The 17,552-nt window shown below is 34.7% G+C and carries 11 protein-coding genes; all 11 read left to right on the forward strand.

Annotation, left to right across the window (positions count from 1 at the left end; translation table 11 throughout):
- Positions 1-6,404, forward strand: a 6,404-nt coding sequence (locus tag VGE71_RS20715) for a T9SS type B sorting domain-containing protein (protein ID WP_331140011.1), incomplete at its 5' end; no start/stop codon positions are given.
- A 43-nt stretch (positions 6,405-6,447) separates the two neighbouring features.
- Positions 6,448-7,416, forward strand: a complete 969-nt coding sequence (locus VGE71_RS20720) for a type IX secretion system membrane protein PorP/SprF (RefSeq protein WP_331140012.1) — start codon at positions 6,448-6,450, stop codon at positions 7,414-7,416.
- Between the two features lie 162 nt (positions 7,417-7,578).
- A complete protein-coding gene (locus VGE71_RS20725; RefSeq protein WP_331140013.1) occupies positions 7,579-8,670 on the forward strand; it encodes a sensor histidine kinase in 1,092 nt (363 codons plus the stop codon).
- A complete protein-coding gene (locus VGE71_RS20730; protein ID WP_331140014.1) occupies positions 8,667-9,356 on the forward strand; it encodes a LytTR family DNA-binding domain-containing protein in 690 nt (229 codons plus the stop codon). Before VGE71_RS20725 ends, VGE71_RS20730 begins: the two co-directional genes overlap by 4 nt.
- A gap of 166 nt (positions 9,357-9,522) precedes the next feature.
- Complete coding sequence (locus VGE71_RS20735; protein WP_331140015.1) at positions 9,523-10,269, forward strand: intradiol ring-cleavage dioxygenase; 747 nt, start codon at positions 9,523-9,525, stop codon at positions 10,267-10,269.
- A 20-nt stretch (positions 10,270-10,289) separates the two neighbouring features.
- The gene (locus tag VGE71_RS20740) at positions 10,290-10,994 is read left to right on the forward strand and encodes a hypothetical protein (RefSeq protein ID WP_331140016.1); all 705 of its coding nucleotides are present in this window, start codon (positions 10,290-10,292) and stop codon (positions 10,992-10,994) included.
- Positions 10,991-11,497, forward strand: coding sequence for a hypothetical protein (locus tag VGE71_RS20745; RefSeq protein ID WP_331140017.1), 507 nt, complete (start codon positions 10,991-10,993; stop codon positions 11,495-11,497). Before VGE71_RS20740 ends, VGE71_RS20745 begins: the two co-directional genes overlap by 4 nt.
- Before the next feature lie 263 nt (positions 11,498-11,760).
- The gene (locus VGE71_RS20750) at positions 11,761-12,948 is read left to right on the forward strand and encodes a phosphoglycerate kinase (RefSeq protein WP_331140018.1); all 1,188 of its coding nucleotides are present in this window, start codon (positions 11,761-11,763) and stop codon (positions 12,946-12,948) included.
- Between the two features lie 110 nt (positions 12,949-13,058).
- The gene (locus tag VGE71_RS20755) at positions 13,059-14,873 is read left to right on the forward strand and encodes a LysM peptidoglycan-binding domain-containing protein (protein ID WP_331140019.1); all 1,815 of its coding nucleotides are present in this window, start codon (positions 13,059-13,061) and stop codon (positions 14,871-14,873) included.
- A 46-nt stretch (positions 14,874-14,919) separates the two neighbouring features.
- A complete protein-coding gene (locus tag VGE71_RS20760) occupies positions 14,920-15,888 on the forward strand; it encodes a DUF4837 family protein (RefSeq protein ID WP_331140020.1) in 969 nt (322 codons plus the stop codon).
- Between the two features lie 885 nt (positions 15,889-16,773).
- The gene (locus VGE71_RS20765; protein ID WP_331140021.1) at positions 16,774-17,415 is read left to right on the forward strand and encodes a DUF1579 domain-containing protein; all 642 of its coding nucleotides are present in this window, start codon (positions 16,774-16,776) and stop codon (positions 17,413-17,415) included.
- Positions 17,416-17,552: the final 137 nt, after the last annotated feature.

Here is a 17,552-nt window from a genome sequence, read left to right on the forward strand (position 1 = left end):
ATTTTGCAGTTGTAACACCACCAGATTGTTCAAGAAATGTTGCTGATATTAGAGTGGATGTGACAGGAGGATATACTCCTTATGCGAAGTATGAAATTATTTCTCCTATAACCAGAGATAATTTTACTTCAGATACATTTACAGGATTGGCTCCAAATGTAAACTACTTATTTAGAGTTACAGATGCAAATGGTTGTTACATTGAGGGTAACTATACAGTAGATCCAGTTGTTCCAATTAATATTGTGAGAACTTCATTTACTAATGTAAGTTGTAATACAGTAAATGGAACTAGTAATAATGGTTCAGCAACTTTTACAGTTTCTGACTTTAGTGCGAGTGGAAATTATACTGTTTCAGTTGCATATAATCCAACAACATTAACACCTGTTACACCAAATGTATCTACTAGTGATATTATAACTTTAAATGGTTTATCAGAAGGAACTTATACAGTAACTGTTGAAGATAATACAACGCATTGTTCACAAAGCGCTTCTGTTACAATTACGATGCCTGCTCCAATTTTGTTTGATGCGGTTGGAAGCAACGTATATTGTACAGAAGATAATTCTACAATTACAATTAGTAATATAACTGGAGGAACTTCAGCTTATTCTTATGCTGCGGTTATAGCAGGTGCAGGTCAGCCAGCTCCAACAGCTTTTACACCAGCTACAGATCCTTTAGTAGTAGATACTGACTTAACAAACCTAGCATGGGATGTTTATATTCAGGATCGTAACTTATGTATTTCTGCACCAGTTCGTGTTAACATTACTCACGATGTGGCTCCTGTTCTTAATATGCCAGCACAGAAATGTTTTGTTGGTGCAGATTTAACAGTAGATCTTGATGCTCTTTCTACAGTTTACGGTGGTAACAAATCATTTACTATTGATGGATTACCAACAAGTTCTACAGCAACATTTACTGCTCCAGGAACTTACAAAATCATCTTAACAGATGATCACGGATGTACTGATGATGTAGAGTATATCATTCAAGAGCAATTAATTGCTAGTGCTGCGATAACACAAGATTTATACTGTGCTCCGAATAATGCATTAATTGATGTTACAATTGCAGGAGGTGTAAGCGATTACACTTATCAAATGTATCATAATGGTGTTGCAGGTCCTGTAACACCAGCTACAGGAAACTTTACGGAAACAGTTACTGCGATTGGAGATTACTATTTTGTAATTACAGATAGTAATACACCATCATGTTCTGTGACAACAAATACTGTAACAGTAACAACTCCAATTGCACCAACAGGTTCAGAAACTCACGTTAATGTAACATGTGAAACGTTAAGTGACGGTAGTTTAACAATAACACCAGCAGGTGGAGTTGGTCCTTATACTTTCGTTCTTTCTCTTGCTACAAATACTACTGGAGATTCAACAGGAATCTATACAGGCTTAACTGCTGGTACATATTCTGTAGTTATTACAGATTCTAAAGGATGTACTTCTCTACCAGTTGATGTAATTATAGATGAACCAGTAGAGCTTACAGCTCCTCATACTATTACACCAAATGCAGGTTGTTATACAACAACAGAAATTGTTGTAACGCCTCAAGGAGGAACACAGCCTTATTACTATAATTTCAATAATAAAGGTTATGTAGAAGGAGCGGATAGAATATCTGTTGCAAATGATGGTTCAATTGCAAATGTTACGTATACAGTAAAAGATGCTAACGGATGTGAAACTCCTGTAGTAACTGTACCAATCGTACCATTGAATAAACCAACAGATTTAACATTTACTCCAACTGCTATTACTTGTATTTCAGGAAATAGTAGCGATGTTACCGTAAGAGCAACAAATGGTGTTGGTCAGTTGAGATTTGAAATTATTGAATTCAATGGAGCTACTCCAGCGGTGCCTTATGCTCCAGTAGTGGTTGCAGATAATACAATTGATGCGGTATTCAATGATCTACCATTTGGAGATTATCTGTTCAGAGTTACAGATAGTAACACATGTTCTTATAATGAGTTATTAACTATCAAAGATGTTATTAGAATAAATGCTGTTGGCCAGCCAGTTGCAGATATGTCTTGTAACACGACAAACGATGGAAAAGTAACATTTACAGTTTCTGGTTTTGCAGGAACATATGACTATTCAATTACTAAAGATGGTGCTCCTTTTGCTTCAGGAACATCGACTTCTAATACTTCAATTGACTTAGATAATTTAGCTTTTGGAGATTACGAAATAACAGTTGTTGATAATATAACAGGTTGTGATGATCAAGCTTCAGCAGAAGTAAAACAACCAACTATTGTTGAAGTTGACTTAGTAGAAAATCTAGATGCAAACTGTAACAGAGGTGCAATAGTAGAGGTTCTTGGAAAAGGAGGAAACCCAGGATATACCTATTCATTTGTTGATGCAACTCTTGCAGGTCCAGGTGCATTTGATCCTGAAACAAGAAGAGAATTAGATCCAACAATTCCTGCTTGGCATATTTATGCTAGAGACATTAACGGATGTACTTCTGATCCTTTACTTGTAAATATTACAACTAGTCCACTGCCAGCTGGATTTACAGCGACAGCGACATCTCAATGTCCTGATACAAACGGAAACTACGAAATCGTAGTTACTCCAGGAACAATAGGAATGGCACCTTTCGAATATAGTATTGGTGGAGGTTTCCAATCAGAACTTACATTTACTGTAAACGTACCTAAAACGTATGATTTAATAGTGAGAGACCGTTTTGGTTGTACAACTACATTCCCAGCTGAAATTACTATTTTACAGCCAGTAAAATTAGATGTCAAAAAAGATATCCAACCAAGTTGTACAGATGGAGACGGACAAGTTACTGCATCAGCAACAGGAGGTACAGGTAACTTCAGTTATACGCTTGACGGAGGATTAACTATAATGACGACTCCAGCGGTATTTAATGCTGTAGGATCAGGTCCTCACACCATTGTTGTAACAGATTTAGGAACACCTAATAACTGTACAGATGTTGTAACATTCGAATTGGAAAAGGCAACTATAGTTACTGGATTTAAAGCAGATCCAACTCCAGTAACATGTAACGGAGGAAGCGATGGAACAATTATCGCTAGTATGGATCCAACAAGTCCTGGGGTAAATGACAATCCGAAATACATGTACAGTATCAACGGAAGAACTCCACAAGAAAGTCCAGTATTTACAGGATTAACTGAAGGATATTACGATGTGTCTGTTGTTTCAGGAAGAAATTGCCCTGCTCAAGTTAGAGTTTATGTTAGTGAGCCGGATTTAATTAGAGTACCAGATCCAGCAGTTGTTCAATACGGTTGTACATCTGAAAACAATAGTAATGGCGCAACAATTACGGTAACTGGTGTAACGGGTGGTAATGGAACATATCCAAACTACGAGTTTATCAGAAATGGAGTTGTTCTTTACAAAGGTCCTCGTAACGTATTTACAGAAACAGATCTTTTAGGAGGAAACTATGTTGTAAATGTTTACGATGAAAATAATTGTGTGGGAACAGTTGTAGTTACTCAGCCAGTAAATCCATACATTAATTTAGATAATGTAGCTATTAGAGTTACAGAAGAGATTACTTGTAATAATGCTGAAGATATAGTTGTTGAGGTAGTTACTACTCCAGCAGTAAATCCAGTTTTAGATTTCGCAATTACAGATGCAGACGGAAACGCTGTAGCGGGTAATCCAAGTAACCAAACGGGTATATTCGTTGATTTACCAATTGGAAATTATATTGTTACCGTTACAAACCCAGCAACAGGATGTACTGTTAGAACTGTTCATTATGTGAATAACCCTAACACTTTCGAAATTAAAGCTGTAGCTACTAACAAAAAGATCTGTTTTGGAACTTCTGACGGAAGCGTTGAATTAACTTTCATAGATAATCAACCAACGCCTTCAAATGAAGCAGGAATATTCGATTACACTATTACTAGTTCAAATGGATATTCACTTCCTCTTACGAGATCATCAAATGCAGGACCAGTTGTAATATCTAATCTTCGTGCAGGTGAGTATCACGTAACAGCAACTTTAGTTGGAAAACCATATTGTACAGTTACAACGATGTTTACAATTGTACAGCCGGTTAATGCTTTAGCGGTAACTGCTGTTAAGTCTGATATTACTTGTGTAAGTGGTAACGGAGACGGAGCTATTTATGCAACTGCTACAGGTGGATGGGATAATGATTATGAGTATCAATTATATAATAATGATACAAATAGTATAGTTGCAGACTTCTCTACTAAATTTGAATTTACTGCTTTAACAGAAGGAAATTACACAGTTACAGTAAGAGACGGTGGAAATTGTACAAGTACAACAACGATCCAATTAAGAAATCCTGATCCGATTCAGTTTACAGCTGCTGCTGATTCGCCAATGTTATTGTGTTATGATGATGACGGAGGAATAATTATAGCGTCACAGCCAACAGGTGGTCAAGGAAGCAACTACATGTATACATTAAAAGTAGTTTCAGACAACCCAGTAAGCATAATAGGGCCAACATCTGATCCTGTGTTTACAGGATTAAGAGCCGGAAGATACACTGTAACAGTAACAGATGGATATAGCTGTGAGGCTGTTTCAAATGAAATTGTAATTGAGGAGCCAACGCTTGTTAAAGCTACTTTAGCAGTAACTAGACAACAGACTTGTACAACTCTTACACAGTTAACAATTAGTGCTGTTGGAGGTACTCCACCATATACTTACAGTGTAGATGGATTTAGTAATTTAGGACAGTTTAATTCTTCTATTTCTTTTGACGTACCAGTTGGAGTTTACAGCTATTACGTAAAAGATGCTAATGGATGTACATCTTATTTAACTGAAGAAAGAAATGTAGAACCACTAGAGCCGCTAAATCTGAAAATTGATGTTTCTGCTGCTGTAGTGAAATGTAAGGATGATGAAACAGCTTCTATATACGCTGATGCTATTGGCGGATTAGGAAATTATGTTTACTCATTATTAAATAATTCTGGAACAGTTATCAGAGGAGATCAGGCAAACGGTACGTTTGAAAATTTACCTGATGGTGTATACAGAGTAAAAGTAGTTAGTGGTGATTGTGATTATACAAGTGACGATGTTACTATCAAAGAACCAGATACTCCATTCCAAGCAAGAATTGAGACTAAAGATGCTACTTGTTTCGGATCTAGTAATGGTGAGTTAGAGATTATTGCTTCTGGTGGTACAGGTAAAATTCAGTACGCTATTTCGCCAGAATTGGACAGATATGATTCAATTAATATTTTCAAAAATTTAGCTCCTGGACCGTATACAGCTGTAGCAACAGATGAGAACGGATGTCATGAGATCTTTGAATTTGTTATTAATCAGCCAACTGTATTAAAAGCTACAGAATTAGTTGATTCAATGATTCCAGAAAGCTGTTCAGGTGAGAAAGATGGAGTATTGTTTATTGAAGTTGTAGATGGTTCTGGTACAGCGCCATACAAAGCAAGTATTGATAACGAAGAAGGACCATTCGTTGATCCAGATATTGACCCATTAACATTTAGTTTTACAGGTCTAGCTGGAGGTCAGCATACGATTTACATCAAAGATGCTAACGATTGTATCATTTCATTCGTAAGTAATTCTATGCCAGTACCAGTGAAATTAGATCCTAAGATCGGTGTGGATTACGATTGTGAAAACGATCTTCCTGTAAATGCAATTACAGTTACGGTAGATTCAACTTTCCCTGAGGCTAGAAAAGGTGAAATTGTTTATACCTTAATATCTGGTGGAAATACAGTGAAAGTTCAAACAGGAGATAACATATTTAGAAATCTGGTTTCAGGTGACTACAGTGTTAGAGCAAGTATTGATGACTGTGAAAAAGAATCTAATACAGTTCACGTTGATCAAGTTGATCCGTTGAATTTAATAGATGTAACTCAGCAAACAACAACTATTAATACAATCACAGTGAAAGCTTCTGGAGGTATTGCTCCTTATGAGTACAGTTTCGCTGGAGAACCATTCTCATCATCTAACACTTATAGAATTTATAAGTCAGGTATTTACCAAGTAATTGTTAGAGATAAAAATGGATGTACGTTTGAAATACCTGTTGAAGGTACGTTCCATGACTTCTGTCTACCGAACTACTTTACACCAAACGGTGGAAATGGTAATACGACTATTGGTCCAGATTGTGGTGCATTGGCTTACAAAGATCTAACATTCGATGTTTACGACAGATACGGTCGTGTAGTTGGTAAATATAAAGTTGGAGGAAAATGGGATGGTAGATACAACGGAAACGAATTACCAACAGGAGATTACTGGTATGTTCTTAAACTGAATGATCCTAAAGATCCTAGAGAGTTTGTTGGACATTTCACATTATACAGATAACAAAATTATAGCCCCAATGATGTTATCTAAAAAAATTATTACAATGAAAAAGCTTATTTTATCCTTAGTACTCATGGCTGTAACAACAAGTTACAGCCAAGAGTTAAACCTACCGGTGTTTACACAGTATTTAGCTGATAACCCTTTTATTCTTTCGCCAGCTTATGCAGGTATTGGAGATAACCTCCGAATTAGAGCCAATGGTTTAACACAGTGGGTCGGAATTAAAGATGCACCAGACAACCAATCATTGTATGCAGATTTTCGTGTCCTAGATCGTTCGGGAGTTGGTATTTCGTTATACAACGATAGTAACGGTAACACCAGACAAACAGGAGCAAAGATTTCGTTTGCACACCACTTAATTTTAGATTATTATTCAGAAAAATATCTATCATTTGGTATCTCGTATAACTTAAATACCTTTCGTTTAGAAACAGGTAATTTTGAAGGAGTAGGAGGCGGTCTTGACCCTTCGATAACAGATAATCGTCAAACTTCAAATAATAACTTTGATATTAGTGCTTTGTATCGTCAAAAAGGATTTTTCTTAAGTTTCAACGCCAACAACGTATTAAAGAAAAATTTGACGAAGGATAGAACAAACGAACCAGATTTGCTTTCTAACTTTCAGGTATATTCTGGATTTACTTTTAGAGATGGTGAAAACAGACGAATTGAATACGAACCATCGGTGTTCTTACAATATTTTGCAAGTGACCAGCGTTCTACAACCGATTTTAACTTTAAGTACAGACGTTATAACCGTTACGAAGATTACTACTGGATTGGAGTTTCGTATCGTTTCTTAAACGACCAGTTTCCAAAACCTTTAGCAGCTGGGCCAATGGCTGGTTTTATGAAATCAAAATTCTATTTTGCTTATTCTTACCAGTTGATGTTTAACGGACTTGGAACTTATAACTCAGGAACGCATTCTATCACTATCGGATTTGATTTTTTACAATCGATCAGTAACTGTCCTTGTACACAAGGTCCGGTTCATGATTAAGGAGTCTTAAAAAGATGATTTAAGGCCTCAAAAAGGCAAATAATATAAAGCGAGTCGCAACATTAGGTGTTTTTACCGCAATAATTTGAAATAAAACTTCAATAACATTAAATTTGAGTCTTATCGTTTTGTTTTTCAAAAAGGTATAAATCGAATTTGATCATGAAAACAAAATTTTCACTTTATGCGAAACACATAGTATTGTGCCTCGCTTTTTTATTTCTGCCGTATGCATTTACGACAACAAATACTTTTTTTTCATTACCCAATTTGTACACCAATGCGCATGACAGAATTTATTTCTTTATCTACTTTGCGCTGCTTTGTTTCTTTTATTTCAACTATTATTATTTAATCCCAAAGCTATATTTCTCAGAGAAGAAAGTTTTGTATTACGTAACCATAATCATTTTTCTTTTATTCTTTCTCTGGATCTCAACCGTTTTAGATCATCCAAGTCGGAATTTCTTAGATTTTGAATACCATTCGGGAAAATTTCCTAGTCATCCCGTACCATTTCACGGAAAATTTCCGCCACTTCCGCATGGTACTCACCCAATGCCTTTCGGATTCAACGGAGGCCCACCAACACAATACAATCACACCATTCTTGTGTATTTGATCGGAGTAGTGACAAGTTTGCTTTTTGCTATTTCGGGAAGATTACAAAGTGTCGAAAAAGAAAAAGTAAAATCAGAACTGGCATTTTTAAAGGCGCAGATTAACCCGCATTTTTTGTTTAATACCTTAAACAGTATTTATGCACTTGCTTTAAAAAAAGACGACAAAACTCCCGATGCCGTAGTTCAGTTATCAGAACTCATGCGCTATATTATGACCAATTCTAATGATGAGGTTATCGATTTAACAAAAGAAATCAATTACATTAATAATTTTGTTTCGCTACAAAAAACACGTTTAGGAAACACCGTTGGCATCCACTATTCGGTAATAGGAAGTACTTTTGGTAAAGTGGTCACTCCGCTTATCTTAATTTCTTTTATTGAAAATGCATTCAAATACGGAGTTAATCCAGACCAAACTTCAGAAATCTATATTAAAATAGATATTGAAGAAGAAATCTTAACTTTATACGTTTCTAATAAAAAGACTTTCTCTGTTCAGTCAGAGTCAGGCATTGGTTTACAAAATACAATCGAAAGATTAAAATTGGTATATCCTAATAAACACGCCTTGATGATTGAAGATTCGGAAGAGAAATACGTTGTAAATTTGAGCATTAAAATTCAATGATAAAAGCAATTGCATTAGATGATGAGCCGCTGGCATTAGAAATCCTTCAGAGTTTATGTGAAACGATTGATTACATCGAACTCAGAAAAACGTTTACGAAATCTGATGAAGCATTCAAATACCTAAAAAAATATCCAGTCGATTTATTGTTTCTGGATATCAATATGCCATCCATTTCTGGATTGGATTTCTACAAAAAATTACCACACAAAACCATGGTAATTTTTACTACTGCCTATTCTGAATTTGCTGTAGAAGGTTTCACGCTAAGTGCAACAGATTATTTATTAAAACCAATTTCACTTGCTAGATTTCAGCAGGCTACAGAAAAGGCTTTTACACAATGGAAATTGCAAAACCAGAATATCGAACAGCAATATCTTTTTATTCGTGCCGATTACAGTCTTAATAAAATTTTGTTTTCAGACATTTTGTACATAGAAGGTCTAGATGATTATCTAAAAATTCATATTCGAGATCAAAAAACAGTTGTGGCTCGTATGACCTTAAAAGCAATTCTTCAAAAATTGCCAGAGACAGAATTTATTCGTGTACATCGTTCGTTTATCGTCCCTGTTAGTAAAGTATCTAAAATCAGAAATAAAATCATATATATTGAACAGGCCGAAATTCCAATTAGTGCCAGTTACGAAGAAGCTTTTTTTACACTTTTTGAAGGAAAGTAACTCAGATTTAGATTAAGAAATTTACTGCAAAAAAAAATATTTCATCCGTTTACCTCATAAATAATAACGTTTACCTCAAACTTTTTACAACGCCTCAATTTCCAATAATTTTACTTCAAAATAGCTGTTAATCATTTCATTGAATAACATTTAAAAAAGCAAAAAAATGGAAAGAAAAGAGTTTTTAAGAGGTTTGGGATTAGTAGGAATTGGTACTTTGGCAATTCCAATCATAAACTCATGTAGCAAGGATAGTGATTCATCTGAATCATCAACAGGAACCGATTCAAGTTCTGGTTCTGGATCTTCTTCAAGCAGTTGTTCCGTAACACCATCAGAAACTGCAGGTCCGTTTCCAACAATCTCACCATCATCTTTAGTAAAATCAAATATTGTGATGGATAGAACGGGTGTAGGTTTTACTATAAAAATCACGATTAAAAACACAAAAGCAAATTGTGCAGTTTTAAAAGATGCAATTGTAGACATTTGGCACTGCGACAAAGACGGTTATTATTCTGAATATGGCGGAACGGGGATGCAATCGGTAAATTACACGTCAGTTCACTTTTTAAGAGGAAGACAAACTACAGACGAAAATGGTTTGGTAACCTTTACATCCATTTTTCCCGGATGGTATTCAGGGCGCGCAACACATGTTCATGTTCACATTTACAATGCAAGCGGAACTTCTTTGTTGGTAACACAAATTGCTTTTCCAGAAGGAACAAACAGCGCAGTTGCTACAGTAAACGCATCTAGTGCAAATGGTTACACAAAAGGAATGTCGGGTTACACTTATAATGCATCAGACAATGTTTTTTCAGATTCAGTTGCAAACGAATTAGGAACCGTAACCGGAAGTATCAGCGAAGGGTATGTTTTAACACATACGATCAACGTGGCAAGTTAATTTTTAAAGAATAGTTTATCATGATAGCGCAGATTCCAACCCAAATTTATAAGTCAGATTCAAGAGGTGTTTTCAATTCAGGAAAGCACAATTGTTTTGCTACTTTTAATTTTGAACAGTATCAGGATTTGTCCCGAAATGCATTTGGATCTTTTAAGATTTTAAACGAAGTAATACTGGCGCCACAACAGCGCATTACACGATTTGTAAATTCAAAAACAAATGTGATCCTTTTGCCTTTGTTCGGCGGAATAGAATATAAAGATAATATTGGAAATGAAGAATTTCTAAGAGTTGATGAAATACGAGTTTTGGCTGCTGATGACGAATTAAAAGTTGAAATCTTTAATCCGTACGAAAGTGAAAATGTGAGTTATTTGGAACTAGAGTTTCACATGGGAAAACAGTATTACAAAAACTATTTTCAGCAATACAAATTCGATTTTAATAAACATAACAAACTACATTCTTTATTTGAAGTAGAAAGAGCACTCGGATTTATCGGAATATACGACGGAAGAAAAACAGGTTCTTTTAAGTTGAGAAATTCTAAAAATGGCGTTTTTGTATTTGTACTCAACGGTGCTTTTGAAGTAGAAGATCGTCTTTTGGAGGCAAAAGACGGTTTAGCTTTAAAAGAAACCAATAAAATTGAATGGGAAGCGCTATCAGAAAATGCAATTTTGATTGTAATCGAAGTTCCATTAAAATCACTTGATGCATGAAAATAACTAAAATAAAACTGGCTTATCGTATCGTGATAGATAAATCGTCTGCGTTTTTGTGGGATAAATATGTTTTTGAAGATACTTTCAAAGAATATCAAATGCAAAGCCAGCAGTTTAATTCTGAAGCAAACAAAAAAAATACGTTTAGGGAATTAATAAGCGAAAACGAAAAAGCCGCTCAACTTCATTTTCTAACGGGAATTGCTGCGAGTGGATATGTCGAACAATTAAAAGGAAATTTTCATCGCGTTACAGATGTTTTGGGTAACAATTATTTTCCTTTTATCAATTATCAGTTAGATATTATAAATACAGATGTAACAGATAGCAGCAAACATAAAATCGGAATCACATTTTATTCGCCCTTATTAAATTATTTCGGAATTATAGAAGGAAATTATCTGGTTTCTAAAAATACAGAAAGCAAAAACGAATACGAAACCCTTATGTTTCCTGTTCAGGATAATTTGTCTATTTGTTATATTCAGACAGAAGACTAATTACAACTTCCAGAAACAAAAAATAAACTAGATTCATTTTTTGCCTTTTCTGTTTTTCTGTTAACAGAAAAGGTTTTTTTATGTGTGATAGATATTGAATTACTATTCTAAAATTGTTTTTATTCTTAAATAAAGCAATTTTTTTGTAAATTTATAACGTTTTCGTTCTTTTTCCTGCTTCTTTTTTAGTTTATTCGAATTTATTACTTGCCTAAAAGTCCTATATTTGTTTTTCTTTCTAAAAAAACTAAAAAATTATCTAGATGAAAACTTTAAACGATTTCGATTTTAAAAATAAAAAAGCAATTATCCGTGTAGACTTTAATGTGCCGTTGGATGAGAATTTTAATGTAACTGATACCACACGTATTGAAGCAGCAAAGCCTACAATTGATGCTATTTTAGCTCAAGGCGGAAGTGTCATCTTAATGTCGCACTTAGGAAGACCAAAAGGTGCTGAAGAAAAATATTCTTTAAAACATATTTTAAAAACAGCTTCTGAAATTTTAGGAGTTGAGGTTAAGTTTGCTGAAAACTGTGTTGGAGAACCAGCTCAGACAGCTGCTAAAAACTTACAACCAGGTGAGGTTTTATTATTAGAAAATTTACGTTTCCACGCTGAAGAAGAAGCAGGAGATGTAGCTTTCGCTAAAGAATTGGCTTCTCTTGGAGATATCTATGTAAACGATGCATTTGGTACAGCTCACAGAGCGCACGCTTCGACTACAATCATTGCACAGTTTTTCGAAGGCAAAAAATGTTTCGGAACATTATTAGCAAAAGAAATTGACAGTTTAAATAAAGTGCTTAAAAACAGTGAAAAACCTGTAACAGCTGTTCTTGGTGGTTCTAAAGTTTCGTCTAAAATCACGGTTATCGAAAATATCTTAGATAAAGTAGATCACATGATTATTGGTGGAGGTATGACTTTTACTTTCATTAAAGCGCAAGGCGGAAAAATTGGTGAGTCTATCTGTGAAGATGATAAATTAGATTTGGCTTTAGAAATCTTAAGATTAGCAAAAGAAAAAGGAGTACAAGTTCATATTCCGGTTGATGTTATCGCTGCAGACGATTTCTCAAACACAGCAAATACTCAGGTTGTAGATGTAACTGCAATTCCTGATGGATGGCAAGGTTTAGATGCAGGTCCAAAATCTAGAGAAAACTTCAAAAAAGTAATTTTAGAATCAAAAACAATTCTTTGGAATGGTCCATTAGGAGTTTTTGAAATGGAAACTTTCTCTAAAGGAACAATTGCATTAGGAGATTATATCGCAGAAGCTACAGCAAATGGAGCATTTTCATTAGTTGGTGGTGGAGATTCTGTTGCTGCAGTAAAACAATTCGGATTTGAAGATAAAATGAGCTATGTTTCTACTGGTGGTGGGGCAATGCTAGAAATGTTAGAAGGAAGAATTTTACCTGGAATCGCTGCGATTTTAGACTAAAATATCACAATTAACATTTTTTTAAACACTTTTTTTCAATAAAGGGCTTATGTTTGCAAAAATACAACTCTCGTAATTGTTTGAATTACAGAATTTTAAAATAATGTTATATGATTGTAAAGAAAATATCCTTAGTGGTGACAGCTTTATTCTCTTTATCGATGTTCGCGCAGGAATCTGCAGAATTTCCAAAAGAGATTAAGCAAGACATTAAGTTGTCGTATTTAGATTCTATTAAAAGCACATTCAAAAAAAACAATCTGGCTACAAAAGTCGATAGTTTATGGATGAATGAATTAGTAAGTCTCGATATTTATGATGATTTAACTAAAGACATACAAACCATCAACAAGGATGTAACTGTCGATGAAGAATTGCCAACCGAATTGCTAAAACAGCGTTTAGTGGCGATGAATCAAAAGTCACCTTTTGAAATTGAATACAATCAAGGTCTAGAAAATATAATAAAGTCATTTCTTAAGAACCGTAAAAAATCGTTTTCTCGATTAATGGCTTTATCAGAATATTATTTCCCAATGTTTGAGGACGCTTTTGCCAAACAAAATGTTCCTTTGGAAATAAAATATTTAGCTGTTGTAGAATCTGCTTTAAATCCTAAAGCAGTTTCTAGAATGGGCGCCACGGGTCTCTGGCAGTTTATGTATGGAACCGGAAAACAATACGCTTTAAAAATTGATTCTTATATCGACGAAAGAAGCGATCCTCTTAAAGCTACAGCCGCAGCTTCAGAATACATGAGCAAAATGTTTAATATTTTTGGAGATTGGGAACTGGTTTTAGCTTCTTACAATTCAGGACCAGGAAATGTTACCAAAGCGATTCGTCGTTCTGGAGGAAAAACAAAATACTGGGACATTCGTAATTATCTTCCAAAAGAAACACAAGGTTATGTTCCGGCTTTCTTAGCTACAATGTATCTTTTTGAATATCATAAAGAACACGGAATTAATCCAGAAAGGGCAGTGGTTAAAAACTTTGAAACCGATACTGTTTGTGTAAAAAATCAAATGTCTTTTAAGCAAATTGCTGATTTACTAGACATGCCACAATCTCAGATTCAACTTTTAAATCCATCTTACAAAATGAATGTTGTTCCTTTTTATCAAGGAGAACAACATTTTATCAGACTTCCAAAAGACAAAATAGCCACTTTTGTTTCCAACGAAGAACAGATTTATGCATACGTAAAACACGATTCTGAAATTAGTACGACTTCATCGAGATTGGCTGCTAAATATGCTCCAAAAGCTAAACCAGCATCTGCAAGACCTGCAACAATCAATAATAACGATTTTGAGTTCTATAAAGTTAGAAAAGGAGATAACTTAGGAGCAATTGCTTCTAAATACAATGTAAGTATCGGCGAACTTAAAAAATGGAATAATCTTAAAACAAATGCGGTTGCTATTGGAAGAAGTCTGAAAATTAAAACTGATGACGAAACTCCTGTTAAAACAGCTCCTGTTGTTGATAAAAGAGAAGAAGCTATCGCTTCTGCAGATGAAAAAACAAAACCAACAGCGGTCGATATGGACTATGTTGTAGTAGCTGGTGATAATTTAGGTAGCATTGCAAAGAAATTCGGTACGACTATTGCGGAGTTAAAAGAACTTAACGATTTAACTTCAAATAACATTGGTTTAGGAAAAACACTTATTATTTCTAAAGCAGCAATAGTTATAGAAGAGCCGGCTTCAACAGCAATTGCATCAAACTCGGTTGATTCATTCAAGAAAAAAGCACTTTCTAAAAACGTTAGCGAAGATTATTACGTTAAAAAAGGAGATTCTTTATACAGCATTTCTAAAAAATATCCTGGAGTAACAATTTCAGATATTAAAAAATGGAATGGTATTAAAGATGAAGATATTAAACCGGGAATGAAACTTAAAATAAACGGATAATAGAATAATCTTATTAAATTTGGGTTTTATTTCATAAATTAAAAAAATGAATAAAACCCATTTTTTATTGCTATTACTTCCGTTTTTGCTGATTTCCTGTTTTAAAGGAGAAAAACAAAATGAATCAGTTTCTGGAAAAACCAATACAATTTCTATCATTATTGATGATCAGTTATGGTATGGTGAGGTAGGAGATAGTATTCGAAATAAATTTGCTTCTCCGGTTCTTGGACTTACTCAAGAAGAACCGCTTTTTACCATTAATCAATATCCTGCCCGATTACTTGAAGGGTTTGTAACCGACAGCCGAAGCATTATTGTAGTTAAAAAAGCTGCAACAGATAAGTTTGAGGTTATTCATAATAAAGCACTTCCACACAATACATTTCGTATTTACGGAAAATCTGTAGACGATATTATTTGCAGTATCGAATTGAATTCGCCTGAAATAATACGACAAATTCGCAATGCCGAAATCCAGAAAATACAGGAAGACAACAGCAAATCATTGTTGAATCCTGCAATCATTAAAAATAAGTTCCACATCGATCTTCAGATTCCGACTGGATATGAATATATGCTACATAAAAAGAATTTTATATGGCTGAAAAAAGAAATCATCAGTGGAAATACCAGCTTATTGGTCTACCAGATTCCACTTCATAAATTTGAAAAGAAAAAAGATGTCGTAAACTCAATTGTACACATGCGAGACTCTGTTGGACGTTACATTAAAGGACGCGAACCCAATACGCCTATGATTACAAGTGATGCTTATGCTCCTTATTTTTCAAAAGTGATATTAGACAACAAAGACGCTTTCGAAACAAAAGGAACCTGGGAACTCAAAAACGATTTTATGGCAGGTCCCTTCATCAATTATGCAATTGTAGATAAAGCCTATAGCCGACTTTTGGTTATAGAAGGATTTTGTTATTCACCGTCCAATCAAGAACGCGATCTTATGTTAGAGTTGGAAGCCATTATCAAATCAGTAAAAGTAGATAAGAGGTAAATTTGGAAGTTATAAGTTAAGAGTTATAAGTTAAGAGTTATGTGCTAGAGTTTTGAAATTCTCTGCGCCCTTAGCCTTCTTCTAAAGTTTAATAATTTTCTTTGCGAAAAATCCTCTGCGATCTCTGCGTTACAATTCCTGTAAATTTTTGCACATTTTAGGTTTCAAGTTCTTGCGCCCTTAGCCTTCTTCTAAAGTTTAATAATTTCCTTTGCGAAAATCCTCCGCGATCTCTGCATTACAATTCCTATAAATTTTTTTTACGTTTCAATTTTTAGATTCTCTGCAATCTTCACGCTATGTGAATTGTTTTTTTATCATTTCGATTATAAAATATAGCCCAAGGTTTCAACCTTGGGTACCTCACGTTTGACATCTAAAAATATTGTAATATTCACACATACATTCCCCAAGGTTAAAACCTTGGGCTATGGCTGAAGATACCGAATAATTCTCCACGAACTTTGCCTTTTTATAAAAGAATAACAGCGTTCTCCACGCAAATTCCTTCGCTCTCGACATAGTTTCAGGCCAACGCATATAAAACACCTTAAAAAGCCTTAAAACAGCACTATTTCGATTATAAAACATAGCCCAAGGTTTCAACCTTGGGCTATGAACGTACCGAATAGTTCTCTGTGCCCTTAGCCTTCTTCTAAAGTTTAATAATTTCCTTTGCGAAAATTCTCCGCGACCTCTGCGTTACAATTCCTATAATTTTTATCACATTTCAGATTTCAAGTTCTCTGCGACCTCCGTGTTACAATTCATTATGTATCGTTTCAAGTTGAATATTAATAAAGTTTGAAGAGAACATGTCATCTTAAACCTGAAACAAAATAATTTTCGTATTTTTATTCATAACAAACATCAAAACAAATAGTTATGAAAAAATTAACCGCAGCATTAGTACTAACAACCCTATGCTTTATTTCGTGTAAAAAAGAAGTAAAAACCGAAACCACAACAGCAACAGATTCTCTAGCTGTTAAAACCGAAGAACCACTTATTGAAGAACCATTAGATTCTGCCGCACAAATGAAAGCTTGGCAGGAATATGCAACCCCAGGAAATCCACATAAAATGATGGCAGACGAAGTTGGAACTTGGAATTGCGATATGACGTTCTGGTCTGAAGCAAACGGAAAACCAGAAAAAGCAACTTCAACCGCAGTAATCAGAATGATTTTAGGAGGGCGTTATCAGGAAGCCGATTATAAAGGAACGATGATGGGACAACCATTTGAAGGAAAAAGCACTTTGGCTTACAACAATGCCAGCGAAGAATATACCACAACATTCATAGACAATATGGGAACCGGAATGATGGTTGCGATGGGAAAATACGACGAAAGTAAAAAAAGCATGGAGCTAAAAGGCGAAATGGTAAATCCGGTAAACGGCAAAAAAACACCTTATCGTGAAGTCTACACCATTGTAGATCCAAAAACGAGAAAAATGGAGATGTACGATACAAAAGACGGCTCTGAATACAAAAGCATGGAAATTGTAATGACGAAAAAATAGTTTTTTTTAGAGGTGCAAAGGGACAAAGGGACAAAGGGACAAAGTTGCAAAGTTGCAAAGTGCCAAACTAACAAAGCAACAGAGGTTTGTTATTCTGATGAAGAAAGAATCACACCAGTATTTTCGCAAAGAAAACT

Origin of the sequence: Flavobacterium sp., from assembly GCF_036405015.1 — a bacterium.
Classification (GTDB): Bacteria; Bacteroidota; Bacteroidia; order Flavobacteriales; family Flavobacteriaceae; genus Flavobacterium.